This is a genomic window from Nocardiopsis ganjiahuensis DSM 45031 (assembly GCF_000341085.1).
Taxonomy (GTDB): Bacteria; Actinomycetota; Actinomycetes; order Streptosporangiales; family Streptosporangiaceae; genus Nocardiopsis; species Nocardiopsis ganjiahuensis.
Genome location: NZ_ANBA01000009.1, coordinates 135749 through 161634, shown reverse-complemented (window position 1 = coordinate 161634; position 25886 = coordinate 135749). Strand labels below are relative to the sequence as shown.

The window sequence follows — 25886 nt, the reverse complement described above, 5'->3', positions numbered from 1 at the left end:
GGACACCTCGAGAGGGCGGCGGCCGGTGCCCGTGGGACGTCCGCACGGTCAGACGTTGCGCTGACAGCCTCAGCCCTGTCGGAGAACGAAGTTTTCGGGTGGCAGTGATGTTGCGGACAAGGACAGGTGGAAAAGCCGACTGCCTGCTCCGGGAACGGTTGTTCCTCCCGGTCGTTGGTCCGGCTTCCGCTGCGTGCCCCTGCTGGGCCCCACCCCTGCGGGGCGCCCGCCACCGCTCGGGACGGGCACCCCGCCGTCTCTCATAGCAGGGCGTCCAGCGCGCTGATCGCCGCGTCACGGCGCAACCGGTCGTGGAAGTGCTGGTTGCGGTAGTTGCGCAGGCAGCCGTAGCAGGAGGTCTCCGCGCCGCAGTCACAGGAACCGACGCGGGCGCGCGCCGCTTCGAGGACCCGGGGGAACGCCGACGCGATCCGGGTGGCGCCCCCGGCACCTCCGGGAACCGTGTCGAACAGCACCAGCGCCATCGTGCCCGCCGCCCTGCGGAAGGTCGCTCCGTCGATGTCGTCCCTGCTGATGTCCAGTGTGGAGGAGGCGCCTTCGAGCAGCGAGTACAGCAGGGAGTAACGGACCTGTTCTGAAGCCCGCCCGACGTCCAGTCGGCCGCCGAAGGAGATCTCCACGATGTCGGTCTCGTACCGGTGCGCCAGCGACAGGTGGGACAGCGGTCCTGCGCACGGTGTGCCCTTCATCGGGTTGGTGTGCTCGTCCGGCACCTTGCCGGTCGCGGTCCCCCTGCCCCAGCCGCACCAGCCGCAGATCCGGTAACCCTGCCCGGACGGGCCGTCGGAGATGGCCACGAGCTCGCCCCTGCTGCCCGCCCGGCACAGGACCTCACCACCACCGGGCAGCGGCCAGGAGTGGTCCTCGGGATCGGCGGCGAGCCTGAGCACACTGGTGAACCCGTGCCAGGAGCGCTGCGGCGGTGTGGTCCCGGCCGGTTGCACGGAGGTGTCGGCGACGAACCCGAACTCCGGGATGACGTACTTGGTCCGGCCGCCCCGGGCGAGCGCGCCGCAGGAGCCGCACACGCCCTCCAGCGGGTCCTTGGACTCGGCGTAGAAGCCGCATTCGGTGCACACCCGGTAGTGGTGGGGGTGCAGTTCCCTGCCGGGGAGGCGGTAGATGCCCGCGGAGGTCCATTTCTTGCCGCCCGCGATGATGGAACCGCCCGGCGCGTACTCGTAGATGGCCGAACTCCGGTCCCGCGCCAGCTCCAGTTGCCTGCCCACCGGTTCGCCGGAGTGGTGGGTGCGCAGCTCCACGGTGTCCACCGGGAAGCCGTACTTGGGCAGCACGTTGCGGGTGGCGAGGAAGCCGATGAGTGAACGCTCCACCACCGTCCTGATGGTCTTGCCGAAGCGTTCGGCCAACCCGTCCCTGCGGGCCTCGAAGGCCTCCACTCGGCGGCGCTCGAAGTCCGACACGTCCTGGTCCACCTCCAGGCGCAAGGACTCCAGCAGTTCGGTGAGTTCGCCCGCCCAGGCCCCGCCAACCACGTCGATCGCCTCGGCGACCTCGGGCGGGAGGACACGCAGCAGCGCCTCGGTGACGGCTTCCGGCACGGGGGACAGGAATTCCGCCACCCGCTGGACCGGGGCGGGTCCTTCCTCTCCCGGGAGGAAGAACTGCCCGACCCTCGTCCAGGACTCGCCGGTCTCCTGGTACCAGTGCCGGAAGAAGGCGGCCAGCGCCACGGAGTGGGCGTGCCTGCGGTCGATGCGCACGTTGGCGAGCGGCACGTAGGGGGCGCGCACCTGGCCGGCGATCATCTTCTCGGGTTCCTGGTACCGGAACAGGTCGTGGGAGCGGCGCTGCGCGTAGGTCACCACCAGGGCCGCGGAGTCGGAGCGGCGTCCGGCCCGGCCCGCTCGCTGTACGTAGTTGGCGGTGGTGGGCGGCATGTTGCGCATGAACACCGACTGGAGTTCGCCCACGTCCACACCGAGCTCGAAGGTGGTCGAGCACGACAGCGCGTTCACCCGGCCCCTGACGAACTCCTGCTGGATACGGGCGGCCTCACGCGCCGACCACTGCGCGGTGTGCTCCTGGGCGGTGAGCGGGACCGGGTTCAGCGTCCGGTACAGGTGCCGGTAGTGGTCGGTGTCCTTGTCGGGGTCGGGGATCTCGTAGGGGGACAGGGTCCCCGGACAGTTCATGGTCGGGCACACGCCGCGCACCGACACCGGGTGCAGGCGGCGGCAGCTGTCGCACTGGTAGGGGGCGGTCTCCGGGGTGACCAGGGACAGCTCCAGGCTCTCGTGGTCCACCTGGAACACAGTCCCGAGCACCCGGACCTCCGAGGGGACGAGCCATCCGTCGGGTGTTCCGCGCAGCAGGTCCCACACCTTCTCCAGCACCAGGGCCGGGAGCTTGGGGTCCTCTGGCAGTCCCAACCGTTCGAAGAGCCGCCTCAGATAGTTCAACCGACTGTTCTGCCCCGAGGTCGGCAGCCAGCTGATCACCTTGCGCGCGCGGTCGGACCCGGTCTGACGCACGTAGACCGGACCCAGGCGCGGTGCGAACACCTCGTCGTCGGCGGCCACGTCCTCGGGCATGGTCAGCGCGCCCTGCTGCCGCAGGGTGCGCACCAGTTCCCCGAACAGGTCCCAGACCTCGTCCTCGGCCAAGCCGAGCCGGTCGGTGAAGGCGGCGGGGAGGCGGGCTCCCTCGGGCCGCGACAGGCCGACCCGCAGCAGCCCTCGCCCTTCCAGCGACTGCCGGTCGTCGGTGCTGACCAGTTCGCTCATCACCCAGGGGGCGACCGTGGCCGCGCGCTGGCGTTTCGACACCTTCCGGTCGAACTGGCCGGCGTTCCTGGCCGTCCGCGCGGTGGCGTCGACCAAGTCGTCCACCCGCAGTTCGTCGTCGGGGTCGTGGATGTCCCGCATGCCGTCCAGGATGAGGCGGCGGCGCTGGAAGTGCTGGTAGCTGGTCTCCAGGTAGGGGGCGAAGAACGCCGCTGACTGCCGACTGTCGTTGAACATCAGGAGTTTGCGTCCCCCTCCCGGCTGGTCGGCCACCTTTTCGTCGGCGTCCTCGGGCAGCGCCTGGTACAGGGCGGTCGCCACGACCGCGGCGGAGGCCTCGTTGCCGCTCTCGAATCGGCGCAGGGTGTGCCTTCCGAGCGCACCGCAGCTCAGACAGCGTGCGGCCTTGTCGCCCCGCGACCTGATCAGGCGGACCTCACGCGGGGACCGCTGTTCACAGGAGACCGCGCACGCGCCGGTCGGCGAGTCCGACAGGGTGCCGCAGCCCGCGCACAGGTAGCGGGTCTGCGGGTTGACCTTGGGGGCGGTCTCCAGGGTGTCGTCATCGTCGTCGAGCGTGATCGGCGTACTGCCCAGGTGCAGCCAGTCGGGGGCCTTCTGGTGGGGGCTCTGCGGCAGCAGCCGGGTCCCGGTCCCGTCGGACTCGATGCTGCCGACCAGGTACAGGTCGCCGCAGCGTTTGCAGGCTCCGATCTCGAAGGCGGACGCGGCGCAGGTCGCACAGTTCTCGTGCCGTGCCAGCGACACGTGCGGACCCTGCTCGGTGAGGCAGGTGAACGCGCCGTCGGTGGCCCGGGTGAACAGGTGGTAGCGGGCGGACAGGAGCGGGTTCCCGTCGCCGTCGCGGATCGTGCTGGCCAGGGACACCAGGTCGGCCAGGGCCCGCAACCGGTCCTCGGCGGTCAGGCCCTCGGCAGGTCCGGCGGTGTCGGGGACGGCTTCGAACAACTCCCCGGCCAGGGTCTTCAGCGGCTGGGGGCCGCCCCGGGCCAGCAGGACGCGCAGGTGCTGCAGGCGCTTCTCCCCGGCCAGGAGAGCGAACGGGTCGGGGGACTGCGCGCCGTGCCGGGAGGCTGCTGAGAGCAGGGCCCGCCCCGGGTCGTCCGCGCTGCGGACGGCACGGTAGTCCAGGGCGGACAGCGGACCCCAGGTGAGGTCGGGCACGGTGTCCCGGTGTGTGGCGCGGATCAGGTCCTGGCGCTCGGGGTCGCCCTCGTCCCAGGTGAAGGGGGCGTCGAAGAGCCGCTCGGCGAACCCGGTGACCGCGCCGGGGTCGTCGCCGACGGTCGCGCTGGTGGCGATGCACCGCAGGTTCTGGCCGGGGGCGACCCGGTCGCGCAGCCGGCGCAGCAGCATCGCCAGTTCGGCGGCCTTGGCCCCGTCGTACACGTGCGCCTCGTCCAGGGCGATGAACTTCCAGTGCCCGGCGTGCTCGCCCTCGAACAGGTCCAGGTCCGCGGGGCGCAGCAGCAGGTACTCCAGCATCGCGTAGTTGGTGAGCAGCAGGTGCGGGGGCTCCCTGCGCATGCGCTCGCGGCTGAGGTACTCGTTGGGCGGCGGTTCCGCCCCGGGGTGCAGGGCCCGGAAGGAATCGAGCGCCTGCTGTTCGGTCTCCTTGGTCTCCCCGGTGTAGCGGCCGAAGGTGATGTGCGGGCTGTGCGCCAGCAGGCTCTCCCGTAGCCGCTTGAGCTGGTCGTTGGCGAGCGCGTTCATCGGGTAGAGCAGGATGGCCCGCACGCCCGGGCCCAGTTCGCCGCGTTCGTGCTCCTCCTGGAGTTCGTTGAGGACGGGCAGCAGGAAGCTCTCGGTCTTGCCGGACCCGGTTCCGGTGGCCACCACCAGGTTGCGTCCCCGGCGTGCCTTGCGGATCGCCTCCTCCTGGTGGGTGTACAGGGGGCGGTCCAGGTGGACGGCGGGCCCGGTGGGCGAGTCGAACCCGGTGCTGAGTACTCCCTCGGCGATGAGTTCGCGCGGCGTGCGGCCGGTCTCGTAGGCGGGCGTGGCCTCCAGCAGGGGCCCCTTGCTGAGCAGTTCGCTCTCGTTGATCTGCTCCGCGAGCGCCCCGGCCAGTGCCGGGTCGCGCACCGGCAGGAGGGAGCGCAGGTAGCGGCGGTAGCTGTCGCTGATCATCGCGCTCACGTCGATGGGGTCGATCTGGGAGGTCATCGGCTGGGCTCCTTGGTGAAGTGGGCGCGTTCGGCCCCGGCGAGGGCGAGTTCGGCCAGGACGATGTCGATACGGACGAGGTCGGGGGCACAGCGGGCCATGTCCCCCCAGACCTGCTGCTGGCCCCGCGCGAGGGAGGCGCACGAGCGCACGCCGCGAGCGGCCAGCCGTGCCGCCACGGCCAGGGCCAATGAGGCGGCGGGCAGGTTGCGCCACCGGGAGGCCCCCGGGGCGTGGCGGGACTCCAACAGGGCCAGCGCCGGGCGCCGGTAGGTCTCGGGGATCCGTTTGACCAGGTGGAGGGTGGCCGTGATGATGTCCGAGGCGCTGTGGCGCAGCCGGTGCAGCTCGGACCGGTTGCGTTCGGTGAACAGCCCCAGGGCCGCCTGCGTGCGCGAGTCCTCGTCCAACAGGGCGCGCGGCACCACTCGGGCCGCTTGCCAGATCGCGGCGACCTGGTCGTCGGGCATACGGGCCAGGAACTCGGTGGTGGCGTCGAAGCGGCCCGAACCGGCGGCGGGGTCGGCCTCGCCCCGGAGCAGGGCGGCCGCCACGGGGCCGCAGTGCTCTTCCAACTGCTCCAGGAGTTCGGCGTGTTCGGGTTCTTCCGGATCCGAGCCGATCAGGGGCAGGAGGTCGCTGGTGGCCAGTGCCGCCGCGGCGGGCAGCCGGTGCCACAGCTCGGCCGCGCGCCGTGCGGGAACGCGTTGCCCGACGGGGGCGGCCGCGAGCCCTCCGGTGATCAGTGCCCACACACTCTCCTGCGCTGACAGGTCGGCCCCGCCGTGTGCCAGCAGCGCCGGCAGCGGCGCGCGGCCCAGGGCCGAGGCGCAGGCCTCGATCCGTTCTGCGGGAACCCCTGATCGGAGCAGGGGTTCGGAGGTCCCCAGCACCCGCCACAGGCGTACCGCGTTGTCGTGGGACACCGGAAGGGTGTCCAGCCCTTCTCCCTCTGCGAAGGCCGCGCACAGCCGCTCCTCGTCGGCGTCGGCGCCCCTGGGGCGGCCCGGGGTCGCGCAGACCAGGACGTTGGGGTCCCAGGGCTGGGGCCAGCGCGGGTGTTCGCTGATGGACCACGGGTCCTCGACCCCCAGCAGGACACGCAGTTCCCCCGCATCGCGGAGCGCGTCCGGGAGGATCACGCGGCCCTCGGCGCTGACCGGCAGCACCACGGGAGGCCGCCAGGGCGCGCCGCACGCGTACACGGCGGCGGTGACGTCCTCGATACCGGCGAAGCCGTCGAACTCGATGACACCGTCGCGCAGTTCGGCCCGGTCTGCCAGCCGCCGGGGCCGTACAAGGGCCACGGTGACCGGCGCCGTGCCGTACCCGACGACCAGTTTGAGGTGGCGCCGTGCCAGGGCTGTCTCCACGATCTGCCCGAGGGGGTAGCGGTGGGTGCCGGGACCGAGGCTGGTGCCGGAACGCACCCGCTGGACGATCTCGTCCCCTTGCATCACGCACAGCTCACCGGGGCGCGATCCGCCTTCGGGCAGTCGGAGGAGGAGGTCCCCGGTCTCGGCCACGGATTCGGAGTCGATCCGCAGCGGTTCGGCCCGCCACTGCGGTCCCCGCTCGCCGGTGGCCAGGACCCGCAGGTGCGGGGGTTCGACCACCACCGGCAGAACCGAGGTCCCCGACCGCACCACCGCCTGGCGGGCGGTCTCCGCCGGGCCGAAGGACAGCTGAGACGGTTCCGCCTCGGTACCGTCCGCCGGATCGAGTACGGTCTCCGCCCTGACCAGTCCCCGCCCTTCCAGCACGCGTACGGCGGGCGTGTGCCGCGCCGCCAACCCCTCGGCGACGGTGACCTGGCGGGTCAGGCCGCGGCCCAGCGGCCCCCGCACGTGCACGGTGAAGGCTCCCACGACAGGTGAGTCGTATTCGTCGAAGAGCCGTACCCGGGTGCCGGACTCGGCTCGGGTCCGGGACAGCACGCGTCCCTCCTCCACGGAGCGGACTTCCACCCGCCACTGCACCGGGGTGCCCTCCGCCTCGGGCAGGATCACGTGCGGCCGCCTGGCGTGCACCGGGGCCCCGTGCGCCGTGGTCACCCCGATGACCGGGTCGGTGAGTTCCAGCCGGGGCCGTTCACGGCCCTGGACGCGGCGGGTGTCCTCCGGCCTGTCGCCGAGCCGGATCCAGTCGTCGCGGCGCAGACGCAGCCGGAGCAGCGTCCACCCCTCCCAGCCGTAGGGGACGTCGTGCTCTCCGAGATCCTCGGCGGACTCGGAGCGGGCGAGCGGCTGCGCGCTCGGGTGCAGCACCCACACGGGCCCGGGCGGCAGGGCCTGCCCCGCGCCCACCAGAGCGCCCGCGTCGTCGAAGACCAGCAGCGGGTCGTGCGGGTCGATGAGATCCAGCCTTTCCCGCACCTGTGTTCCCCGAGCGGCCACGCTCACGGCACGGGTGGGACGCGGCAGGGCGAACACGGTCCGCTCGGCGGTGCCGACGCCCCAGCGGTGGCGGGCCCGCACCGTGCGGGTGCCGTCGTCGGTGGTGACCTCCCACAGGACGTCGAGGTCGTCCTCGCCCTCCGCGGTGGGCAGGACGACGTGCACGCCGTGCACGAAGGGGTCCAGGTGGAGCCGGGGCCGCGCGGTGCGGGTGCGGTGTGCTCCCGCGGCCGTGTGCTGCGGCAGGGAGCCCCGTGAGGCGGCGCGCTCCAGCGCTTCCAGGGCGGGCCCCTGGAAGCGCTCGGGCAGCCCTGCTTCACGGGCACTGGTGTCGGAGTCCTCGCGGAGCGAGTCGAGCAGGTGCATGCACCGTTCGATGGTCTCCAGGGCGTAGTCGCCGCCGGTGGAGAGGAAGCGCTGGGCCGGGATGTCCAGGTCCTTCATCCGGTTCCGGCCCGCGACCGCCCACTGGTGGAGTCCGTGCGCGTCCGTACCCGGGGCCACGGCCGCCCGGTGCAGCAGCAGGTCGAAGAGGTCGCCGAGACAGTAGGTGGGAATGCCCGAGTGCATCAGGATCGGGCCCACGTACTTCTGGGTCATGTCCGGGAAGGTGTCCGCTCCCAGGATCTCCAGGGACCGGAGGAGGTCGTCGCCCCACTGTCCGCTGTCCTGGCGGGCCGCGGGGACTTCGGTGATCTCCCACAGCGGGGGCCAGAAGGTGCCGCTGGAGTAGCGGCTGGTGGCGATACCCACGGTGACGGCCGCGGTGCAGGCGGGCCACCGGGACAGTCCGGATCGCAGATAGACGTCCATCTGCTCGGAGAACACCGCCCCGAGGGCCCTGGCGGCCTGGTCGAGCTGGCGCTGGTTGAGGGAGGCCTCGGAGATCAGGGAGACCGATTCCAACCGGGGCCGCCACTCGCTCTCCCGGATGTCGAGCAGCTGCCGGGGTGTGACCCTTCGGGGGTCTGACCGGGGCTCTTCCTGCTCGAAGGGCAGGGGAAGGGGCATGGACATGGCCGGCTCCAGGGGGTGTCGTTGGCGCTGGGTAACATCACCGATGCAGTCAACATAGAGAATGCATGAAAACGTTGTCAACCCGCATATTGATGTGGTGTACTGTCCTCAGGATGACGAAAGGAGACCTCGATGGCGGAGTCACCGCAGGTCACCGCGGCCGACATCGCCCGGATCGCACGGGTGAGCCGGACCACGGTCAGTAACTGGCGTCGGCGCCACGAGGACTTCCCGCAGCCGGTCGGTGGGAGCGGGAACAGGGCGCTCTTCGATCGCGCCGGAGTGGAGGAGTGGCTCGCGCGCAGCGACCGCATGCCCGAACGGGCACCCCACGAGCGCGTCTGGGAGCTGATGCGGGTGGTCGACGACGGCAACGCTGACCTGGGGGAAGCCGTCGCCGCTGTCCATGAGCTGCTGTTCTGCCTGAGCCGGGGTGACCCCCCGGTTGCCGGAGCGGCGGAGGAACGGCTGGGCGCGTACCCGGGCGGGCCCGGACTCGTCAGCGCGGTGCGCGGGGCCGCCCGGACCCCGGAGCGGGCACGAGAGCTCTCTGGCCACCTGCACGCCGCCTACCTGGGTTCACTGGGCGGCAAGGCGCACATCACCCCGGAGCCTCTGGCCCGGCTGATGGCCGACCTGGCCGACGTACGGGGCGCCGAGGTGTTCGACCCCGCCTGCGGCACCGGCACCCTGCTGCGGACCGCCTCGCGGGACGGGGCGGTGGGCCTGTACGGGCAGGAGGCCGGGGAGGTCATGGCGCGCCTGGCCCAGGCGCTGGTCGGCCTGGTGCCCAGCGGCGCCCTCGGCAGGATCGCCGCGGGCGACTCCCTCACCGCCGACGCCTTCAGTGACCGCCTCTTCGACGCGGTGCTGTGCAACCCGCCCTTCAACCAACGGGACTGGGGGGCCGACCGGCTCGCCTACGACGAGCGCTGGGCCTACGGGGTGCCGCCCCGGTCCGAGTCCGAATTGGCCTGGGTCCAGCACTGCCTGGCCCACACCCGCCCCGGCGGCCGGGTCGTCGTCCTCATGCCCCCGGCCGCCGCGTCCCGGCCCCCGGGCCGCCGTATCCGCAGGGAACTGCTGCGCCGGGGCGCGCTGTCGGCGGTCATCGGCCTTCCCGCCGGTGCGGCGGCCCCTTTGCACGTGGGACTGCACCTGTGGGTGCTGCGGCAGCCCGCCGCGGACGCCGCGCCGGCACGGGTTTTCTTCGTGGACGCGGGGAGCGGCCAGGAGGGCGAGGAGCGCCTCCCCCTCGACTGGGAGGCGCTGCGCGATGGTGTGGGCGGTGCCTGGCGGGCCTTCCTCGACGCATCGGAGAAGGCGGCGGACGTGCCCGGGTTCTGCGGTGCCGTACCGGTGGTCGAGCTGTTGGACGACGCGGTCGACCTGACCCCGCAGCGCCACCTGCCCGTGACCGCACCCGAGGTGAGCGGGCAGGAGGCGCACAGGTGGGCCGGCAAAGCGCGGCGAAGACTCCTGCGCGCCCTGGAGGACACCAGCACCTCCGCGCCCGGCCAGGGGTGGGCCGCACGGGAGGCCGGGGAGTGGCGCATCACCACCGTCGCCGATCTGGCGCGTTCCGGTGCGCTGGTGCTGCACCGGGCTCCGGCCTCCGGCACGGGTCCTTCGACAGAGGACGACACGGGCACCGGGCCGCGCGTGCTGACCCTGTCCGATGTCCTGGGCGGAGACAGTCCCAGCGGACGCCTCGCCGCCGAACCGGAGCACGGGGAGCAGACACGGGAGCCGGTGGAGATCCGGCTCGGTGACGTGGTCGTGCCCTCGGCCCTGGCCAGGCGCGGCCCGTCCCGCTCCCGGGTGGTCTCCGACACCGACGCCGGAGCCGTACTGGGCGCCAACCTGCACCTGCTCAGACCCGATCCCGCACACATCGACCCCTGGTTCCTGGCAGGTTTCCTGGAGGACGAGGACAACCTGCGCCGTGCCGGACTCGGCTCGACGATCGTCCGGGTGGACCTGCGACGGCTGGGCGTGCCCCTGCTGCCCCTGGAGGAGCAGCGGCGCTACGGTGCCGCGTTCCGCGAACTGCACGAGTTCCACGTCCATCTCGACCGTGCCCGCGAGGCCGCCGGGGAACTGGGGGAGCGACTCACCAGCGGGCTGCGGGCGGGCCTGCTGGCGCCGCCGCCTCTGGCGGCTACACGAGCCACGGAAGAGGTCACTGCAAGCCCGTGAATCAGACAGACTTGAACCGGCCCCGTTGCGAAACCCCTGCGCCGCACACCCCTTTGGAAGGACTTCGGTGAATTCGAGTACCCATCAGGAGCTGGTGAGCTTCATCTGGTCGGTCGCCGACCTGCTCCGCGGTGATTACAAGCAGTCCGAGTACGGCAAGGCGATCCTGCCGTTCGTCGTGCTGCGCCGCCTGGACTGCGTCCTGGAGCCCAAGAAGAAGGAGGTGCTGGCCGCCCACGAGAAGTGGAAGGGCAAGCCGGTCCACCACGAGTTCCTGCTCAAGGCGTCCGGTCGCAGCTTCTACAACACCAGTCCGCTCACCTTCGAGCGCATCGCGGCCGACCCCTCCCAGGCGGCCAACAACCTCGGGCACTTCATCCACGCCTTCTCCAGCAACGCCTACGAGGTGCTGGAGAAGTACGAGTTCCCCCGCCAGATCCAGCGCCTGGACGCCGCCGGGCTGCTCTATCGGGTGGTGGGCAGGTTCGCCGACCTGGACCTGAGTCCGGAGCGGGTCTCCAACGTGCAGATGGGCTACGTGTTCGAGGAGCTCATCCGCAAGTTCTCCGAGATCTCCAACGAGACCGCCGGTGAGCACTTCACCCCCAGAGAGGTCATCAAGCTGATGGCCAATCTGCTGCTGGCCCCCGACGAGGACTCCCTGCGCGGGCCCGGTGTTATCAAGGAGATCCTGGACCCGGCCTGCGGGACCGGCGGCATGCTCACCGAGATGCACGACCACATCAAGGCGCTCAATCCCGACGCCCAACCGGTGGTGTTCGGCCAGGAGCTCAACCCCGAGTCGTGGGCGATCTGCCGGTCCGACCTGATGATCAAGGGCCAGAGCCCCGAGAACATCCGGTTCGGCAACTCCTTCAGCGACGACCGGCACCGCTACGGCAAGTTCGACTACATGCTGGCCAACCCGCCCTTCGGCGTGGAGTGGAAAAAGGTCAAGGACGAGGTCGAGGCCGAGCACGAGCTGGGGTCCTCGGGCCGCTTCGAGGCTGGGCTGCCGCGTATTAACGATGGTTCCTTCCTGTTCCTGCAGCACATGATCTCCAAGATGAAGCCGGTCAAGCTCGACGAGGAGGGGGAGAAGCGGGGCGGTAGTCGTATCGCCATCGTCTTCAACGGCTCCCCGCTGTTCACCGGGGCCGCCGGTTCTGGCGAGTCCGAGATCCGTAGGTGGATTCTGGAGAACGACTGGCTGGAGGCGATCGTCGCCTTGCCCGACCAGCTCTTCTACAACACCGGCATCTCCACCTACTTCTGGGTGCTGACCAACCGCAAGGACCGGGCCCACGAGGGCAAGGTCAAGCTGATCGACGCCCGCGATCACTGGACCAAGATGCGCAAGTCCCTGGGGGAGAAGCGCAAGGAGATCAGCGCCGAACAGATCACCGAGCTGACCCGGCTGTACGCGGACGCACTAGGGGTGGCAGAGGACCCAGAACACCCGCTGCACGGCAAGGTGAAGGTGTTCCGCAACGAGGACTTCGGCTACCAGCGCATCACCGTCGAGCGGCCACTGAAGCTGCGCTTCGAGGTCACCGAGGAGACCCTGGCGGAGTTGGCAGCCGCGCTGGAGAAGGGGAAGACCACCGCCAAGTACGAGCAGAAGGCGGAACTGGTCGACGCGCTGAGGTCGCTGGTGGGCGGCGGCCCGTGTTTCAAGAAGACGGAGTTCGCGGACCGTATGCAGCAGGCGTTCGCTGAGGGGGGCCTCTCCAAGCCGTCGACTCCGGTGATGAAGGCCGTGTGGAACGCGGTGTCGGTGCGCGATGCCGAGGGCGAGGTGCAGAAGAAGAAGGGCGAGCCGGAGCCGGACCCGGACCTGCGCGACTTCGAGAACATCCCGCTGGACGAGGACATCGACGCCTACATGGAGCGCGAGGTCCGGCCACATGTGCCCGACGCTTGGGTGGACCCTGTGAAGACGAAGATCGGCTACGAGATTCCCTTCACCCGGCACTTCTATGTGTATGCGCCACCAAGGCCGCTGGAGGAGATCGACGCCGATCTTAAGGAGCTTGAGGCTGAGATTCAGCGACTGCTTGGTGAGGTGACCCAGTGACGAGCTTTTTTGCGAGTATTCCGGAAGGGTGGCGGGCTTCTCCGCTGAAGCTGGTCACCAACTTCCTGGGGCGAGGCTCGGCTCCAGACTACGTGGACGATGGTCCGGTTCATGTTGTGAACCAAGCGGTCAACCGTGGAAGCCACCTGGACTGGGCTAAAGGAAAGTTTCACGGGACATCGTTGGACCCCGGGAAGATAAAAGGCTTTCTGGAAAATTCGGATGTCATCATTAACTCAACTGGGACGGGAACCCTAGGTAGGGTCGGATTCTTTGAAGGCTCCCAAGATGGCCGTCCGGCGATCGCTGATGGACATGTGACTGTTGTGCGTGCGCGAAAAAGCGAAATGCTGGCACGCTACGCGTACTACGTACTGGGCAGTTCGCATTTCTATGATTTCATGTATTCTTCCATGGTAGTTGGCTCGACGAATCAGATTGAGTTGAGTCGCGAGCGCCTGGCCTCGACTGTCATTCCTCTTCCGCCTCTTGAAGAACAGAGGAGAATTGCTGACTTCCTTGATGCTGAGGTTGGTCGTACCGACACGCTTGTGAAGGCGAGAAGGAAAGGGATTAAGACTCTTCTAGAAAGGCGTGTTGCCAACGTCTTCCATCAAGTGTCTGGTTCGGGGTCGGGTGCCTTGGGGGCGTCCATGCTTCCTTGGCTGGATCGTACTCCGAAGGCTTGGCAAGAAGTGCGCTTGGGTTTGCTTGCGCGGATGGGAAGCGGACATACACCAAGTAGGTCAAATTCGGAGTGGTGGAAGGACTGCTCGATTCCATGGATTACGACGGGTGAGGTATCCCAGATTCGGGATGACCGTCGTGAAGAGATTCATGAAACCAGGGAGTGCATCAGTGAGCTCGGCCTTGAGAATAGTGCCGCTGAAATTCACCCCAAGGGGACCGTGGTTCTATGTCGCACGGCGTCAGCAGGTTATTCTGCGGTTATGGGAACTGATATGGCGACCAGTCAGGATTTTGTTACGTGGACTTGTGGTCCGAGGTTGGATCCTTATTACCTTTTGTGGTGTCTGAGGGCTATGCGGTCGGACTTGCTTGGGCGTCTGGCTATGGGGTCAACGCACAAGACCATCTACGTTCCTGATCTTCAGATGCTTCGAATTCCACTCCCTGGAATCGATGAACAGCGAAAAATCGTTAAGCGCATCCGTGAAGCGAATGAACGTATTGATCGTGCTGCTGATGCTGTGCAGCGCCAAATTGATCTTTTGGAAGAGCGCAAGCGCGCACTGATCACCGCAGCTGTTACCGGGCGGATCGACGTCCCCACCGTGCGAGGAGCTGATGTGTCATGAGCCCCGTCTACGACGAGAAAACCTTCGAGGACCACATCGTCTCCGCCATGCTGGAGCGTGGCTGGTCTCAGGGCGCCAACCACCACTACGACCCCGAACTCGCGCTGGACACCTCTGAGCTGTTCGTCTTCCTCGGCGCGACCCAGCCCGACGCCTTCGAGGAACTCGTCACCCGTTGCGGCGGCTCCAGCGACAAGGCCCAGGCCACCTTCGCCAAGACCCTCGCCAAACGCATCGACACCGAGGGCACCCTGCATGTCCTGCGCCAGGGCGTCACCATCGAGGGCCTGAAGTTCCGCCTCGCTTACTTCAAGCCCTCGCACACCATCGCCGAGAACGCCCTCGCCGAGTACGAGGCCAACCGGCTCACCGTCATCCGGCAGTTGCGCTATGCCGCCAAGGACGGCGACCAGGGGCGCTCCCTGGACCTGGTGCTGTTCGTCAACGGTCTGCCCGTCGCAACGGCCGAACTCAAGAACCCCCTCACCGGGCAGAACGTCAACGACGCCAAGCACCAGTACGCCCGCGACCGTGATCCGCGCGAACTGCTATTCACCAAGCGCACCCTCGTGCACTTCGCCGTCGACCCCGAGCTGGTCTTCCTCACCACCAAGCTCGCAGGAAAGAACACCCGGTTCCTGCCCTTCAACACCGGCTCCGAGGGGCCCGGCCGCACCGGCGGTGCGGGCAACCCGCCCTCCTCACCCGACCAGAGTGGCTACCGCACCGCCTACCTGTGGGAACAGGTCTGGGGCATCGACAACTGGCTCGACCTCCTTGAGCGATTCGTCCACGTCAAGCGCGACAAGGACGACAAGGGCCGCAGGCGCGAAACCGTCATCTTCCCCCGCTACCACCAGTGGCACGCCGTGCGCAGCCTGGTCGGCCATGCCGCCCGCCACGGCGCCGGGCACAACTACCTGGTCATGCACTCGGCCGGTTCCGGCAAGTCCAACACCATCGCCTGGCTCGCCCACCGCCTCTCCTCACTGCACACCCCCGCGGACCCCGCCCTGATAGACCCGGCCGCCGTTGCCAAGGGCCTGGAACCCAACAACCCCGTTTTCGACAAGACCGTCATCATCACCGACCGCTCGGTCCTGGACCGTCAGCTCCAGGAGACCGTTGGCGACTTCTCCCAGGTCGAAGGTCTGGTGGGGCGGATCGGCGGCAAGGGCGGCTCCAAGTCCGCCCAGCTCGCCGAGGCGCTGTCCACCTCCTCCAAGCGCATCATCGTCGTCACCCTCCAGACCTTCCCCGCCCTGCTGGACTACTTGCGGCGCGAGCCCACGGAGATCCGCGGCGGCCGTTTCGCGATCGTCGTGGACGAGGCGCACTCCTCCCAGAGCGGTGAGGCGGCCAAGGACGTCAAGAAGGCCCTGCGCGACCTGGGCCTGGACACCGACGACGACACGGAAGAGACCGCCGTCGAGGCCGCCCCCAAGTCCACCGAGGACGCCCTGCGCGAGTCGGCCGCCTTCCGGGGCCGCAGCGCCAACCTGTCCTACTTCGCCTTCACCGCCACCCCCAAGCACAAGACCCTCAACCTGTTCGGCGTCCGCAACGAGGCCACCGACAAGTACGAGCCCTTCCACACCTACTCCATGCGCCAGGCCATCGAGGAGGGCTTCATCCTCGACCCGCTGCGCAGCTACATCACCTACGGCACCCAGTACCGTCTGCTCAACGGCAACACCGACGACCCCGAGGTGGACGCCGGCAAGGCCAAGTCGGAGCTGGCCCGGTTCGCGCTGCTGCACGACTCCACGCTCGCCCAGCACGCCGAGACCATCGTGGAGAACTTCAACGCCGTCACCCGCAAGCAGATGGGCGGCCGGGCCAAGGCCATGGTGGTCACCCGCTCCCGGGAGGCCGCCCTGCGCCTGTACGAGGCTGTCGGCAGCTACCTCAAGGACAGCGGCGCTCCCGACCCCGGTGCCCTCCTCGCGGTCTCCGGCTCCCTGAAGAACAAAGCGGGTGAGGAGGTCACCGAGCACAGCATCAACGGTTTCTCCGAGAGCGAGCTGCCCAAGCGCTTCGCCGCCACCCGCGCCGATGACCCGGCGGCTGTCGCGCGCAACGGCAAGGAGTACCGGCTGCTCATCGTGGCGGACAAGTACCAGACCGGCTTCGACCAGCCGCTGCTCACCACCATGTTCGTGGAGAAGTCCCTCAAGGGCGTGGCGGCCGTACAGACCCTGTCCCGGCTCAACCGCACCCACCCCCTCAAGTCGCAGAGCGACCTGCGGGTGCTGGACTTCGTCAACGACGGCGAGGAGATCCGGGCCTCCTTCCTGCCCTACTACGAGCAGGCGGTGACAGCCGAAGCCGACCCCGACATCCTGCACACCATCGCCCACCGGGTCATGCACGACGTGAACGTGCTGGTCAAGGAGGAGCTTCAGGGCTTCGCCGACGCCTTCCACCGGCTCGACGCCGACCCCGGGGCCGACGACCTGCGCAACCACCCCGAGCTCACCCGGTTCACCGGCACGGCCGCGGAGCGCTTCGCCATGTTGCAGAACAGCGAAGAGGAGGCGGATCGGGACGACGCCGACCAGTTCCGGGTGGACCTGAACGACTACGTCACCAAGTACGCCTTCCTGTCCCAGGTGATGCGTTACCCCGACGCCGAACTGGAACGCCTCTACCTCTACGGGCGCTTCTTGCTGCGGATGCTGCCCGCCCGCAAGGACGGCGGGGTGGACCTGGGAGACATCGACCTCAGCCACCTGAAGCTGTTCCGCAAGGGGGAGGACGACCTGCGGCTCCAGGCGGAGGGTGACCAGGAGCTGCCCGGATTCTCCGACGGTACGGGCGGCGCCCACGAGGCGAAGAAGGAGCTGCTCTCGGAGATCATCGAGGTCTTCAACGAGCACTTCGGCCACGAACTCAGCGAGGCCGACCGGCTCATGATCGAGGAGCGCTTCCAATCGGTCATGGCCCAGCCCGACGTGGAGATGGCCGCCGTCAACAACGACGAGGGAGCCTTCCGCCACGCCTTCGAGCCGGCGATGAAGGAGGCCGTGATGGAGCGGTACGAGACCGGGGTCGAGTTCACCGAGCGCTACTTCGGCGAGCAGGACTTCCAGAGCTCCATCAACCGGGCCATGAGCCGCGCTGCTTACCGGTTGCTGCGCCAGCGCAACGGCCTCAGCACTGTCTGAGCCTCGCTCGCCTGGTCCACTACGGGTTCGGCCCCGCTCGCTGGCTTGCAGCAGGTGGGGCCGAATCATGTTGGTGCTGTCCCCGGGCTGAGCGGCGACCACTGACAGTGCTCCAGGACCGGGACCGTTGGCGAGCGGGCTGGTGGGGAGGTTCAGGCGTCCTTCTTGGCGGTGCCGATGAAGGCTTGCCGCACGTCAGCGCCGAAGAAGAGCGCGCCCAGCTCCCGGTGTTTGGTGTCCCGGACAGCTGCGCCCGTTGAGTTGCCCGCTACCTCAACACAGTTGTCAGTAGCTGGACTTGAACCAGTGCTGGGTGCGCGGCTGCATCTCTTACTCCTTTTCCAAAGCCTTGGCTGTGTGGTCCAGGAATTCGATGTCTACGCGGCCCTGTTCCTCCACGAACAGATTCCCGGCTGGAACGACCTGCTCAGAGACAGGACTGAGGGCGGCGTTCGCGTGCGTGTGCTCATCGGAGACCCCGACTGCGAGGCCGTGCGTGTACGCGGTGAGGAGGAGAGCTTCGGCCACGGCATCCAGTCCCGGTGCCACCTGGCCGCCATGCACTACCGGCCCCTGACAGCTACTCCGGGAATCGCAGTGAGAGTGCACTCCACGACGTTCTACAACTCGCTCTACCGGGCCGATGACCACATGTACGCCAACACGCACCTGTACGGGGTCAACGCCTACGGCAACCCGTTGCTGCGGCTGAAACGTAGGGCTCCCGGGGGGATATTCGACGCCTATGCCGCCAGTATGGACGCCGTATGGCGCACGGCCCGACCACTTGAGGAGTGAATCAGCACATGGCCAGGAGCGAGTACTACGACGACCCGAACGCCCCCGTGCCCAACAGTCTGGTGGTGGCGGCCAGCGCGGCCGTCGTCGACGACGAGGGGCGTCTGCTGTTGCAGCGGCGGGTGGACAACGGGCTGTGGGCGATGCCGGGTGGGGCGATGGAGATGACCGAGAGCCTCCCCGAGGCGGCCGTGCGGGAGGTGCGCGAGGAGACCGGCTACCAGGTGGAGGTGACGGGGTTGGTGGGCACCTACACCGACGCCAGGCACGTGATCGCCTACAGCGACGGGGAGGTGCGCCGCCAGTTCAACGTGTGCTTCCGAGCCAGAGTGGTCGGAGGAGGGCTCGCGGTCAGCGACGAGTCGCACGAGGCGGGCTGGTTCACCGCCGGAGAGATCGACGGGTTGGACATGCACCACACTCAGCGCCTGAGGGTGGGGCACGCGCTGAGGGAGGACGTCGCCCACCCGGGCTGATCCTGGTGTGCGGAACACCCCGGGTGGCGCGGCCGTACCCACCCCTCACGGCAGAGGAAGCCCTCCACCAGGAGCGGGAGCCACCGCACCGTCCTCGAAACCGGTCGGGAGCTGAAAGGGGTGTTCGGGGGACGGGTCCACGCCTGTATCGTCCAGCGGGCAGGCGTGTACCCTGCACTCCCCGACCGGTTCCGCAGGCCGAGTGTCCGATTGGGGACCATCGGCCGCCAGTGCGGCCCCACGCCCCCGTAGGATCGCCAGCGGAGAACGCGACAGCCGCGCGGCCGTGCCGGGGTGGGCGGGGCCGCGCCCGAGGCGGAATGGGGCCCGGTGCACGCCACACCCGAGCGGATCGCCGACCGCTACGAGATCACCGAGCCGATCAGTACTGGCGGGATGGGGCAGGTCTTCCGCGGTTACGACACCGTCCTCGACCGTCAGGTCGCGATCAAGGTCATCCGGCCAGACCTGGTGGACCAACCCGGCAAGTACGCGGAGATGGCCGCCCGGTTCCGCCGTGAGGCGCGCATCACGGCCCGTATCGAGCACCCCAACGTGCCCGCGGTCTACGACGCGACCGTGGACACCGACAAGGGGCTGCTCTACCTGGTCATGCAGCTCGTGCGCGGGGTCCCCCTGGGCGACGTCATCAACGAGCACCACCCTGAGCCGATGCCCGTCGAAGCGGCGGTCGCCGTGGCGGCGCAGATCTGCGCCGCGCTCTCCCATGCCCACGCCGTCCCCGTCGTGCACCGCGACCTCAAACCGGGGAACGTCATGGTCGCCGACGACGGGACGGTCAAGGTTCTGGACTTCGGCATCGCCGCCGTCCTGCGCACCGACACGACCCGGATCACCATGACCGGCAGCCAGCTGGGGACCTGCGCGTACATGCCCCCGGAACAGGTCCTGGCCGGAGGGGTCAACCCGCGCAGCGACCTGTACTCACTGGGCTGCGTCCTCTACGAGGCCCTCACCGGCCGGAAGGTCTTCTCCACCGGCTACGCCCCCTTCGCCTTGCAACGGGCACACGTGGAGGAGCAGCCGCGGCCGCCGTCCGCGCACCGCCCGGACCTGCCCCAGGACCTGGATCGGCTCGTTCTGGCTCTGCTGGCCAAGGACCCTGAGGACCGGCCCGCCACCGCGCAGGACGTCTACGAACGCCTCGTCCCGCACCTGCCGCAGTCCGACCCCTTCACCCCCGACGACCCCCTGCCCCCAGGGGCACTGCCGGACCCCACCCGCCCCTACCGGCACCCCATGGGGCCCCGGCCCAAGGCGGCTGTCCCCGCTCCGACCCAGGCTCTGCCCCCCACACTGGTCGAGCCGACCGGACAGGCGGTGCCGGGGCTGGCTCCCGGGGAACTGGCCGAGGCCGACGGCCATGCCCAGGCACTCATCGGCGAGGGCCGGTTCGCCCAAGCCGTGGGCGTCCTGGACGACGTCATCCAACCCGCCTCCGCCGTGCTGGGCACCGAGTCGGCGCAGGTCGTCGAACTGCGCCTGCTGCGCGCCACCGCCCTGGTCCTCGGCGACGACGCGGGCCGGGCCCTGCCCGAGTTCGCGACCCTCGCCGACGTCCTCGAACGCCAGGCCGGAAAGGACGACGAACGCGCACTCCTCTGCCGCCAGCAGGCCGCCTACTGCATGGCCCAGCTGGGCGAGACCACCCGGGCCCTGCGGGCCGCCGAGGAAGTTCTCACCAGGATCAGGGCAGCCAACGGGGAGCATTCCGAGGACGCCCTGGACCTGCGCTTGGAGATGGCCATGTGGCGCCTGCGCTCGGGGGACGCCGAACGCGCCGCCGCGGAACTGCGGCCGCTCTATTCCGACCTGCGCGCCGCCTACGGCCCCAACGCCCCCGAAACCCTCCAGGTAGCCGACCTCCTGGGCAGACTGGGACACGACCGCGGCTGAGCCCGGTCCCCAGCCAGAACCGAGCAGACCCAGTCAGAAGGAGACCCTCCTCCATGCCCCAACTCGCCCTGGGAAAGCAGTTCTTCGAGAGCGGTGAGTACGACGAGCTCCCCCCGTCGGCGCGCAGGAACGTGCGGCTCGCCATGGAGAAGTTCAGCCTCCTCACCCACGCCGAGCTCAAGGCTGACAAGGGCCTCAACTTCAAGCCGCCCTCGGGTAGGCGCAGCCGGAGCATCTTCACCTTCAAGGTGGACAACTTCTACCGGGGGGTCGTACTCGCCCCTGAGAGCGGCGACAGCTATCTGCTGCTCAAGGTCATGAACCACGACCCCGCCTACGACTATGCCGTTAAACAGGACGCGGACGTCAACCGGCTCACCGGATCGGTGGAGATCTGGGACGCCGAAGGACTGGAGCGCCTGACCCCCGACCTGGAGGAGCGCGCCGCTCCCACCGACCCCGAGCAGCGCCTGTTCGCCCGCGTCTCCGACGGGGACCTCACCGCCCTGGGCATCGGGGACCGGGTGCTGCGGGCCGCCCGCACCGCCGTGGACGCAGATGAGCTCGCCGACATCGTCCCGTTCCTACCCGAGGACCAGGCTGAGGTGCTCCAGTACCTGGCCGCCGGTTTCACCGTGGAGGAGGTCTGGCGCGACATCGTCGCCCACCGCCCTTCCGGTGCGGTCAGCACGGACCTGGACACCGCCATCCGCAACACCCCCACCCGGGTGCGCCTGGTCTCCGGCCTGGACGAGCTGGAGGACATTCTCTCCCAGCCCTTCGCCGCCTGGCGGACCTTCCTGCACCCGGCCCAGCGCAAGGTCGCCTACAAGGCCAGCTACCCCGGCAGCTACCAGATCACCGGCGGCCCGGGCACCGGCAAGACCGTGGTGGCCATGCACCGGGTCAAACATCTGCTGACCTACCTGCGCCCCGAAGAGCGCATCCTGCTCACCACCTTCACCAACGCCCTCGCCACGGCCCTGGGAACCGGCATCCGCCAGCTCGTGGACGACCAGGCCTCGCTGGAGCGAATCACGATCAGCACCGTCAACGCCCAGGCCAGCCAGGTCCTGACCGAGGCCAACGGCGGACGCGCCTCCCGCTTCGCCAGCGACCTCCAGGAGCTCGACCGCTGGCGCGGGATCGTCAGGGAGCAGGGGCTGGAGTGGACCGCGGAGTTCCTCCAGCAGGAGTACCGGCACGTCGTCCTCGCCCAACGTCTGGACACCCTGGAGCAGTACCAGGCCGCCACCCGCAGCGGTCGCGGCAGCCGGCTGCCGGCCGGCGGCCAGCGCGAGCGGGTGTGGAAGGCCATGGCCGCCTTCACCGAGGGCCTGGACGCCGACAGGGTACAGACCCACCTGCGCGGTTGCGACCTGGCCGCCCGGGCCCTGGAGGAGAGCGGGCCCCGCTTCAGGCACGTGGTCGTGGACGAGGCCCAGGACCTGCACCCCGCCCAGTGGCGGTTCCTGCGCGCGGCCGTCGCACCCGCGCCCGACGACCTCTTCATCGGAGGCGACCCCCACCAGCGCATCTACGACGCCAAGGTCTCCCTGAAAGCGCTCGGAATCAACGTGGTGGGGCGCTCGCAGCGGCTGCGCCGCAACTACCGCAGCACCCAGCAGATTCTCACCTGGGCCCGGCCCCTGCTGGACGGCGAGAAGGTGGAGTCCCTGGCCGACGGCGGTACCGAGTCCCTGGCCGGGTACCGGTCCGCCCTCCAAGGACCCAAGCCCACCACGTACGCGGCCGATGACCTGAACGGCGAACTGGACGCGCTCGTGCAGCACGTGCGCGACTGGACCGAAGCGGGGATCGAGCTTTCCTCGGTGGCGGTCGCCGTCCGCGCCGGCTGGGTCGGGAAGAAGGCCGTTGCCGCCCTGACCGACGCCGGGATCGCCACGTGCGCGCTGCGCGAGGCCGATGACGAAACCCCGGGCGTGCGGGTGGGCACGATGCATTCGCTCAAGGGCCTGGAGTTCCGGTGCATAGCCGCGCTGGGCGTCTCGGACGGGGCCGTACCCAACCCCAAGGCCATCACCCCCGTGGAGGTGGACGAGCTCCAGCACAAGGCGGACATGATGTCCGAACGCTGCCTGCTCTTCGTGGTCTGCACGAGGGCCCGCGACCACCTGCACGTGTCCTGGCACGGTAAGCCGAGCCCGTTCCTGACGGAAGCCGGTATCGCATGAACCCCGTACCGGACCTCACAAGCACACCAGCTGGGAACTGTGTACCCAGTTGGGCGAACAGCGGGTAGTTGCCGTCATCACCCCGATGACGTCGGACTCTTCGTCGGTACTGAGGAAGCCGCCGAAGCCGTCGTCGGAGTCGGAGACGCACCAGGGATAGCGGTGTCGAGCGCCACGGAGGTCAACGGTCTTGAGTTCGACCACGTCGTTGGCGTTGAACCTGCCGCGATCATCAGGAAGGGGAGGTCGGGCCAGGACCTCTGGACGCGGCCCTGACCCGTTGTACCCAGTCTCTATAGGCGGTCCACGCTCAGCCGCTGCCACCCGAACTGATGGGGCCTGGAGCGGAGTAGAGAGCCTGTGCAACCAACGGAGCTCCGAACGAACCCTCTTCTGTAGAGGCAGTTGTGCACAGGGAAATGGAACCTGAGGGGCCTGGACAGGGCGAGCCGCCGGATGAGTCGAGGAAGGGCGAGGCCCTTCGGACAGCTAGCGCGGCCGGACTACGCGCGGTCATCGCGCGAGACGTTGGCCAGGCACGCCTGAGTGAGGCCCATCAAGGTCTGCGGCGCACCTTGATGTTCGAGCTCTACGAACGCGGACTCACCCCTGAGCATGATGACCTGGCTGACGCCCTCTGCATCGGGCTGGATGGAGGACGCCTGTTCAGAGTGCCTGTTCGGAACTTCCTCCGGGGTCTGGGCGGAATCCCGGCCCCGGGGCCACCGTACGACCTGTATGACCCGAGAACCTGATTCCGTCAGCACACAGCTGCTGATCCTCAGCGGGCGGCCGTGGTGGTAGGGGCACGGACCTTTCTGGGTGGTCGCAGCAACCGGTCCGACCCGGGCCCAGGAACCGGCCAAACTGCCCCTTCTCCTGGACCCACGGCCCGAGCCTGTCACCGCCGAGTGCTGATCACCGCGCCCCGGGGCGGAGCAGTCGCTGCCGCTCCACCCTGGGACGGCTCATTCCGCATCCCCGATTTCGGCGAAGATCCATTCCGCGTGCGCCGCCATTGACTTCCCCGCGATGTGCCACTTGGCGGGCCCCTGAACGGCCACCGGGGAGTTCTCCCAACCAGCCAGCTCGTACATGCGCATGACCAGGCCGGTGGGGGAGTAGTGCCTCCCGTCCGCCTCCCACAGCAACGTCTGCTTGCGGTCGGTCGTCCATGTTGCCTGTGCACGGCGCGGGTCCTGCGCCAGCCAGTCCTTCATCGCCTCTTCCTCGGTGGAAGTGGTGGGACGGAACTCCAGCCGGGTGCCGCTGTGCAGCACACCCGCGTTCAGCAGGATTGCCGCACTGTTGGGACGGCGCTGTTTGCGCTTGCGCTGGCCCTTCTTCAGACGGTAGTCATCATCGATGGCTGGCACTGGGGCGTCCGACCGGACATCGCGCAGAACGAGGTCGGTCAGCTTGCGGCACCGTGCGGGGTCGGACAGGGTGCGGGTGAGCGAGGCCTTGGAATCGGGCCCGTACTCCGTGTCGATGTGGTGGAGCAGCCTCGGGAACACGGAGTCCACGATGTTCTCCGCCCTCGCGAGGGTTCCCTCCCAGTCGTACTCTTCCGCGCCCATATCCTTGCGGCCGATGGACTGGAACACCAGGTGGGTGACGAGCAGGTCGCCGCGGTCCGCCACGTCGGAACCGCGTCCTTTGAGATCCTTGCCGATCTGGTGCAGCCAGTCGCCCACAGCTCGCCGGAGACGGACCGAACCCCAGATCTGTGAAGCGCTCGGCTGCCCGCTGAACAGCATCGGGTAGGCGCCCTCGGTCCCCCGCTCCCACAGGGTGTCGACGTTCTGCTTTGCACGGACGGCCAGTTTCACGTTCGGGTGCGCGCAGGCCAGTGCGAGGGAGGCCTCCACCACCGAGCAGCCCTGCTCGGGAACGGGGTCGGGCTCCCCTCGCTTGTAGCTGTAGAACTTGTCGATGGTTCCGAAGTCCTCCCTGATGAGTGCTTGCGTCTCATCGAGGGCGACGAAGTCTCGTTCCTCCACCCGGTTCTGGCGGTTACGGGTGTCGGTGATCTGTGACGGCAGGTCCGAGGAGGGGTCGTCGACACAGATGACGTGCATGCTGATGTCGGCCTCGGAAAGGGCGTCGGGGTGATCCTGCAACGCCCGGTGCAACGTGCTTACGCTCTGGGCGCCGTTGACCACGCTGGCCCCGTTCATGGTGAGTATCACGGGTTCGCTGGGTCGACGCGGGCCGGGGAACGCGGTCTGGAGGGACCGACAGATCACCGTGATGCCATTGTGGAAGAACAGGAAGTGTTCGGGGTCTGAAGCCAGGCTCGCCAGGATGCCCGCGTTGACGTCGGTGGTCCCGAGAGAGGCGCGGATGTTGCGGTGGAACAGGTCGTTCCCGGCCTCTCCGACCCACTTGGCGACCTGCTCCGCGGAGACGATGCCCTGGTACATCTCCACCGGCGTCTTGACGTATATCCACTGTCGCATGGTCGCGGTGATAGGGACGTCCTCGGGAGCTTGCTCGGCTCGGATCTGCTCCCACAGTATGTGCGTCCCCATGACCTGTAGGTCCAGAGTCAACCCGAAGCCGTTGGTCTCGTTGAACACCTCGTCGAAGACCCCCGAGACGTCGGGGTGCAACTCACTGTCCCCTGTCATGGCGACCACGAAGTGCACACGGGTGTGGGGATCGAGTAGGACGGTGTTGATCTTGTCCGCCATCCCCTGGATCCGCTTGTTGAACCGGTCGAACTCCCGGTTCTCGAGCAGGCGCCAGCCGCGAAGGAACTTCAGGGCCTCGCCCTGTTTCAGGCCAGCTCGGCCTTGTTTGTCCCATTTCGACTGGACCAACCAGATCTTGCTGGCTGTCTCCGACACGGCGATCGCGTCGATGCCGTGGTCGTCACGGCCGTCGATGAGGCACTCCGTGGCCTCCTTGTTGTCCAACCCAGTGAGCCCGCGTACGGCTAGGGCGGCGAGGGACCGTGAGTGCAGGGCTTTCTGGCGCTCCTCCGGTTGTTTCTTCTCATAATCACTCATATCGACCAAGTGGGAGAAGTCATGGTCGAGAACGTGCTTGATCTGGCGAATCGCGTGTTCGTTGTGCGGAGCTGCCAGCCGCTGACCGGGCATCGGCGCCTTCTCTGTTCAGAGGGGGTGTGATCGGCTCAATGGTATTGCGTTCCTCCTTCCAGATCCGCTGTTTTGATCGCTGCTTCCCGGGTGGGCAAGCGGCCCGTCGTCCTGGTCGACTGTCCTGGCGGGACGTGCGCCTGGAAGACACCAGCCGGAACGGAATGGGCGTGGGTCGGTCGTCTCCGCGCGTTCGAGCATGCGTACGGCCATGGGTGAGTTCTTTGCCTGCGAACGGGTCGAGGCCACATTTCGGGAGAGGT

The 25886-nt window shown here is 68.5% G+C and carries 11 protein-coding genes and 1 pseudogene; 8 read left to right on the top strand and 4 right to left on the bottom strand.

The features are described from left to right. Positions 1-260: 260 nt before the first annotated feature. Both D458_RS0111925 and D458_RS0111920 read right to left on the bottom strand, forming a co-directional pair. On the bottom strand, positions 261-4955 hold the full coding sequence (locus D458_RS0111925) for a DEAD/DEAH box helicase (protein ID WP_017586982.1): 4695 nt from the start codon (positions 4953-4955) through the stop codon (positions 261-263). Next, on the bottom strand, positions 4952-8368 hold the full coding sequence (locus D458_RS0111920) for a hypothetical protein (protein ID WP_017586981.1): 3417 nt from the start codon (positions 8366-8368) through the stop codon (positions 4952-4954). The genes D458_RS0111925 and D458_RS0111920 overlap by 4 nt, the downstream gene beginning before the upstream one ends. 132 nt (positions 8369-8500) lie before the next feature. Between D458_RS0111920 and D458_RS0111915 the strand changes: the two genes are divergently transcribed. From D458_RS0111915 to D458_RS0111905, 4 genes are all read left to right on the top strand, one after another. Continuing rightward, positions 8501-10567: an N-6 DNA methylase gene (locus D458_RS0111915; RefSeq protein WP_017586980.1), complete on the top strand. Its 2067-nt coding sequence runs from the start codon at positions 8501-8503 to the stop codon at positions 10565-10567. Between the two features lie 67 nt (positions 10568-10634). Further along, on the top strand, positions 10635-12644 hold the full coding sequence (locus D458_RS0111910) for a type I restriction-modification system subunit M (RefSeq protein ID WP_026119219.1): 2010 nt from the start codon (positions 10635-10637) through the stop codon (positions 12642-12644). Further along, positions 12641-13963, top strand: a complete 1323-nt coding sequence (locus D458_RS35460) for a restriction endonuclease subunit S (protein WP_204366898.1) — start codon at positions 12641-12643, stop codon at positions 13961-13963. The genes D458_RS0111910 and D458_RS35460 overlap by 4 nt, the downstream gene beginning before the upstream one ends. Further along, positions 13960-17130: a type I restriction endonuclease subunit R gene (locus D458_RS0111905; protein WP_017586978.1), complete on the top strand. Its 3171-nt coding sequence runs from the start codon at positions 13960-13962 to the stop codon at positions 17128-17130. Before D458_RS35460 ends, D458_RS0111905 begins: the two co-directional genes overlap by 4 nt. Positions 17131-17282: 152 nt before the next feature. Here D458_RS0111905 and D458_RS35455 read toward each other — a convergent pair. Beyond that, positions 17283-17381 (bottom strand): annotated as a pseudogene (locus tag D458_RS35455) (DUF397 domain-containing protein); the annotation flags it as partial. Positions 17382-17487: 106 nt separating this feature from the next. On the opposite strand from D458_RS35455, the gene D458_RS33410 reads away from it, so the two are divergent. The 4 genes from D458_RS33410 (at position 17488) to D458_RS0111885 (ending at position 22516) form a co-directional block, all read left to right on the top strand. Beyond that, positions 17488-17928: a transcriptional regulator gene (locus D458_RS33410; RefSeq protein WP_193374610.1), complete on the top strand. Its 441-nt coding sequence runs from the start codon at positions 17488-17490 to the stop codon at positions 17926-17928. Between the two features lie 8 nt (positions 17929-17936). Further along, on the top strand, positions 17937-18404 hold the full coding sequence (locus D458_RS0111895; protein ID WP_017586976.1) for an NUDIX hydrolase: 468 nt from the start codon (positions 17937-17939) through the stop codon (positions 18402-18404). 330 nt (positions 18405-18734) lie between these two features. Next, on the top strand, positions 18735-20321 hold the full coding sequence (locus D458_RS0111890) for a serine/threonine-protein kinase (protein WP_017586975.1): 1587 nt from the start codon (positions 18735-18737) through the stop codon (positions 20319-20321). A gap of 53 nt (positions 20322-20374) precedes the next feature. Then, the gene (locus tag D458_RS0111885) at positions 20375-22516 is read left to right on the top strand and encodes a UvrD-helicase domain-containing protein (protein WP_017586974.1); all 2142 of its coding nucleotides are present in this window, start codon (positions 20375-20377) and stop codon (positions 22514-22516) included. A gap of 968 nt (positions 22517-23484) precedes the next feature. Here D458_RS0111885 and D458_RS0111870 read toward each other — a convergent pair. Further along, a complete protein-coding gene (locus D458_RS0111870) occupies positions 23485-25623 on the bottom strand; it encodes an AIPR family protein (RefSeq protein WP_026119218.1) in 2139 nt (712 codons plus the stop codon). Positions 25624-25886 lie beyond the last annotated feature (263 nt).

Excerpts from the sequence above, each read along its gene's own strand:
- D458_RS0111905 (WP_017586978.1), top strand. The coding sequence starts at position 13,960 with ATGAGCCCCGTCTACGACGAGAAAACCTTCGAGGACCACATCGTCTCC.
- D458_RS0111920 (WP_017586981.1), bottom strand. The coding sequence starts at position 8,368 with ATGTCCATGCCCCTTCCCCTGCCCTTCGAGCAGGAAGAGCCCCGGTCA.
- D458_RS0111870 (WP_026119218.1), bottom strand. The coding sequence starts at position 25,623 with ATGCCCGGTCAGCGGCTGGCAGCTCCGCACAACGAACACGCGATTCGC.
- D458_RS0111915 (WP_017586980.1), top strand. The coding sequence starts at position 8,501 with ATGGCGGAGTCACCGCAGGTCACCGCGGCCGACATCGCCCGGATCGCA.
- D458_RS0111895 (WP_017586976.1), top strand. The coding sequence starts at position 17,937 with ATGGCCAGGAGCGAGTACTACGACGACCCGAACGCCCCCGTGCCCAAC.
- D458_RS0111885 (WP_017586974.1), top strand. The coding sequence starts at position 20,375 with ATGCCCCAACTCGCCCTGGGAAAGCAGTTCTTCGAGAGCGGTGAGTAC.
- D458_RS0111925 (WP_017586982.1), bottom strand. The coding sequence starts at position 4,955 with ATGACCTCCCAGATCGACCCCATCGACGTGAGCGCGATGATCAGCGAC.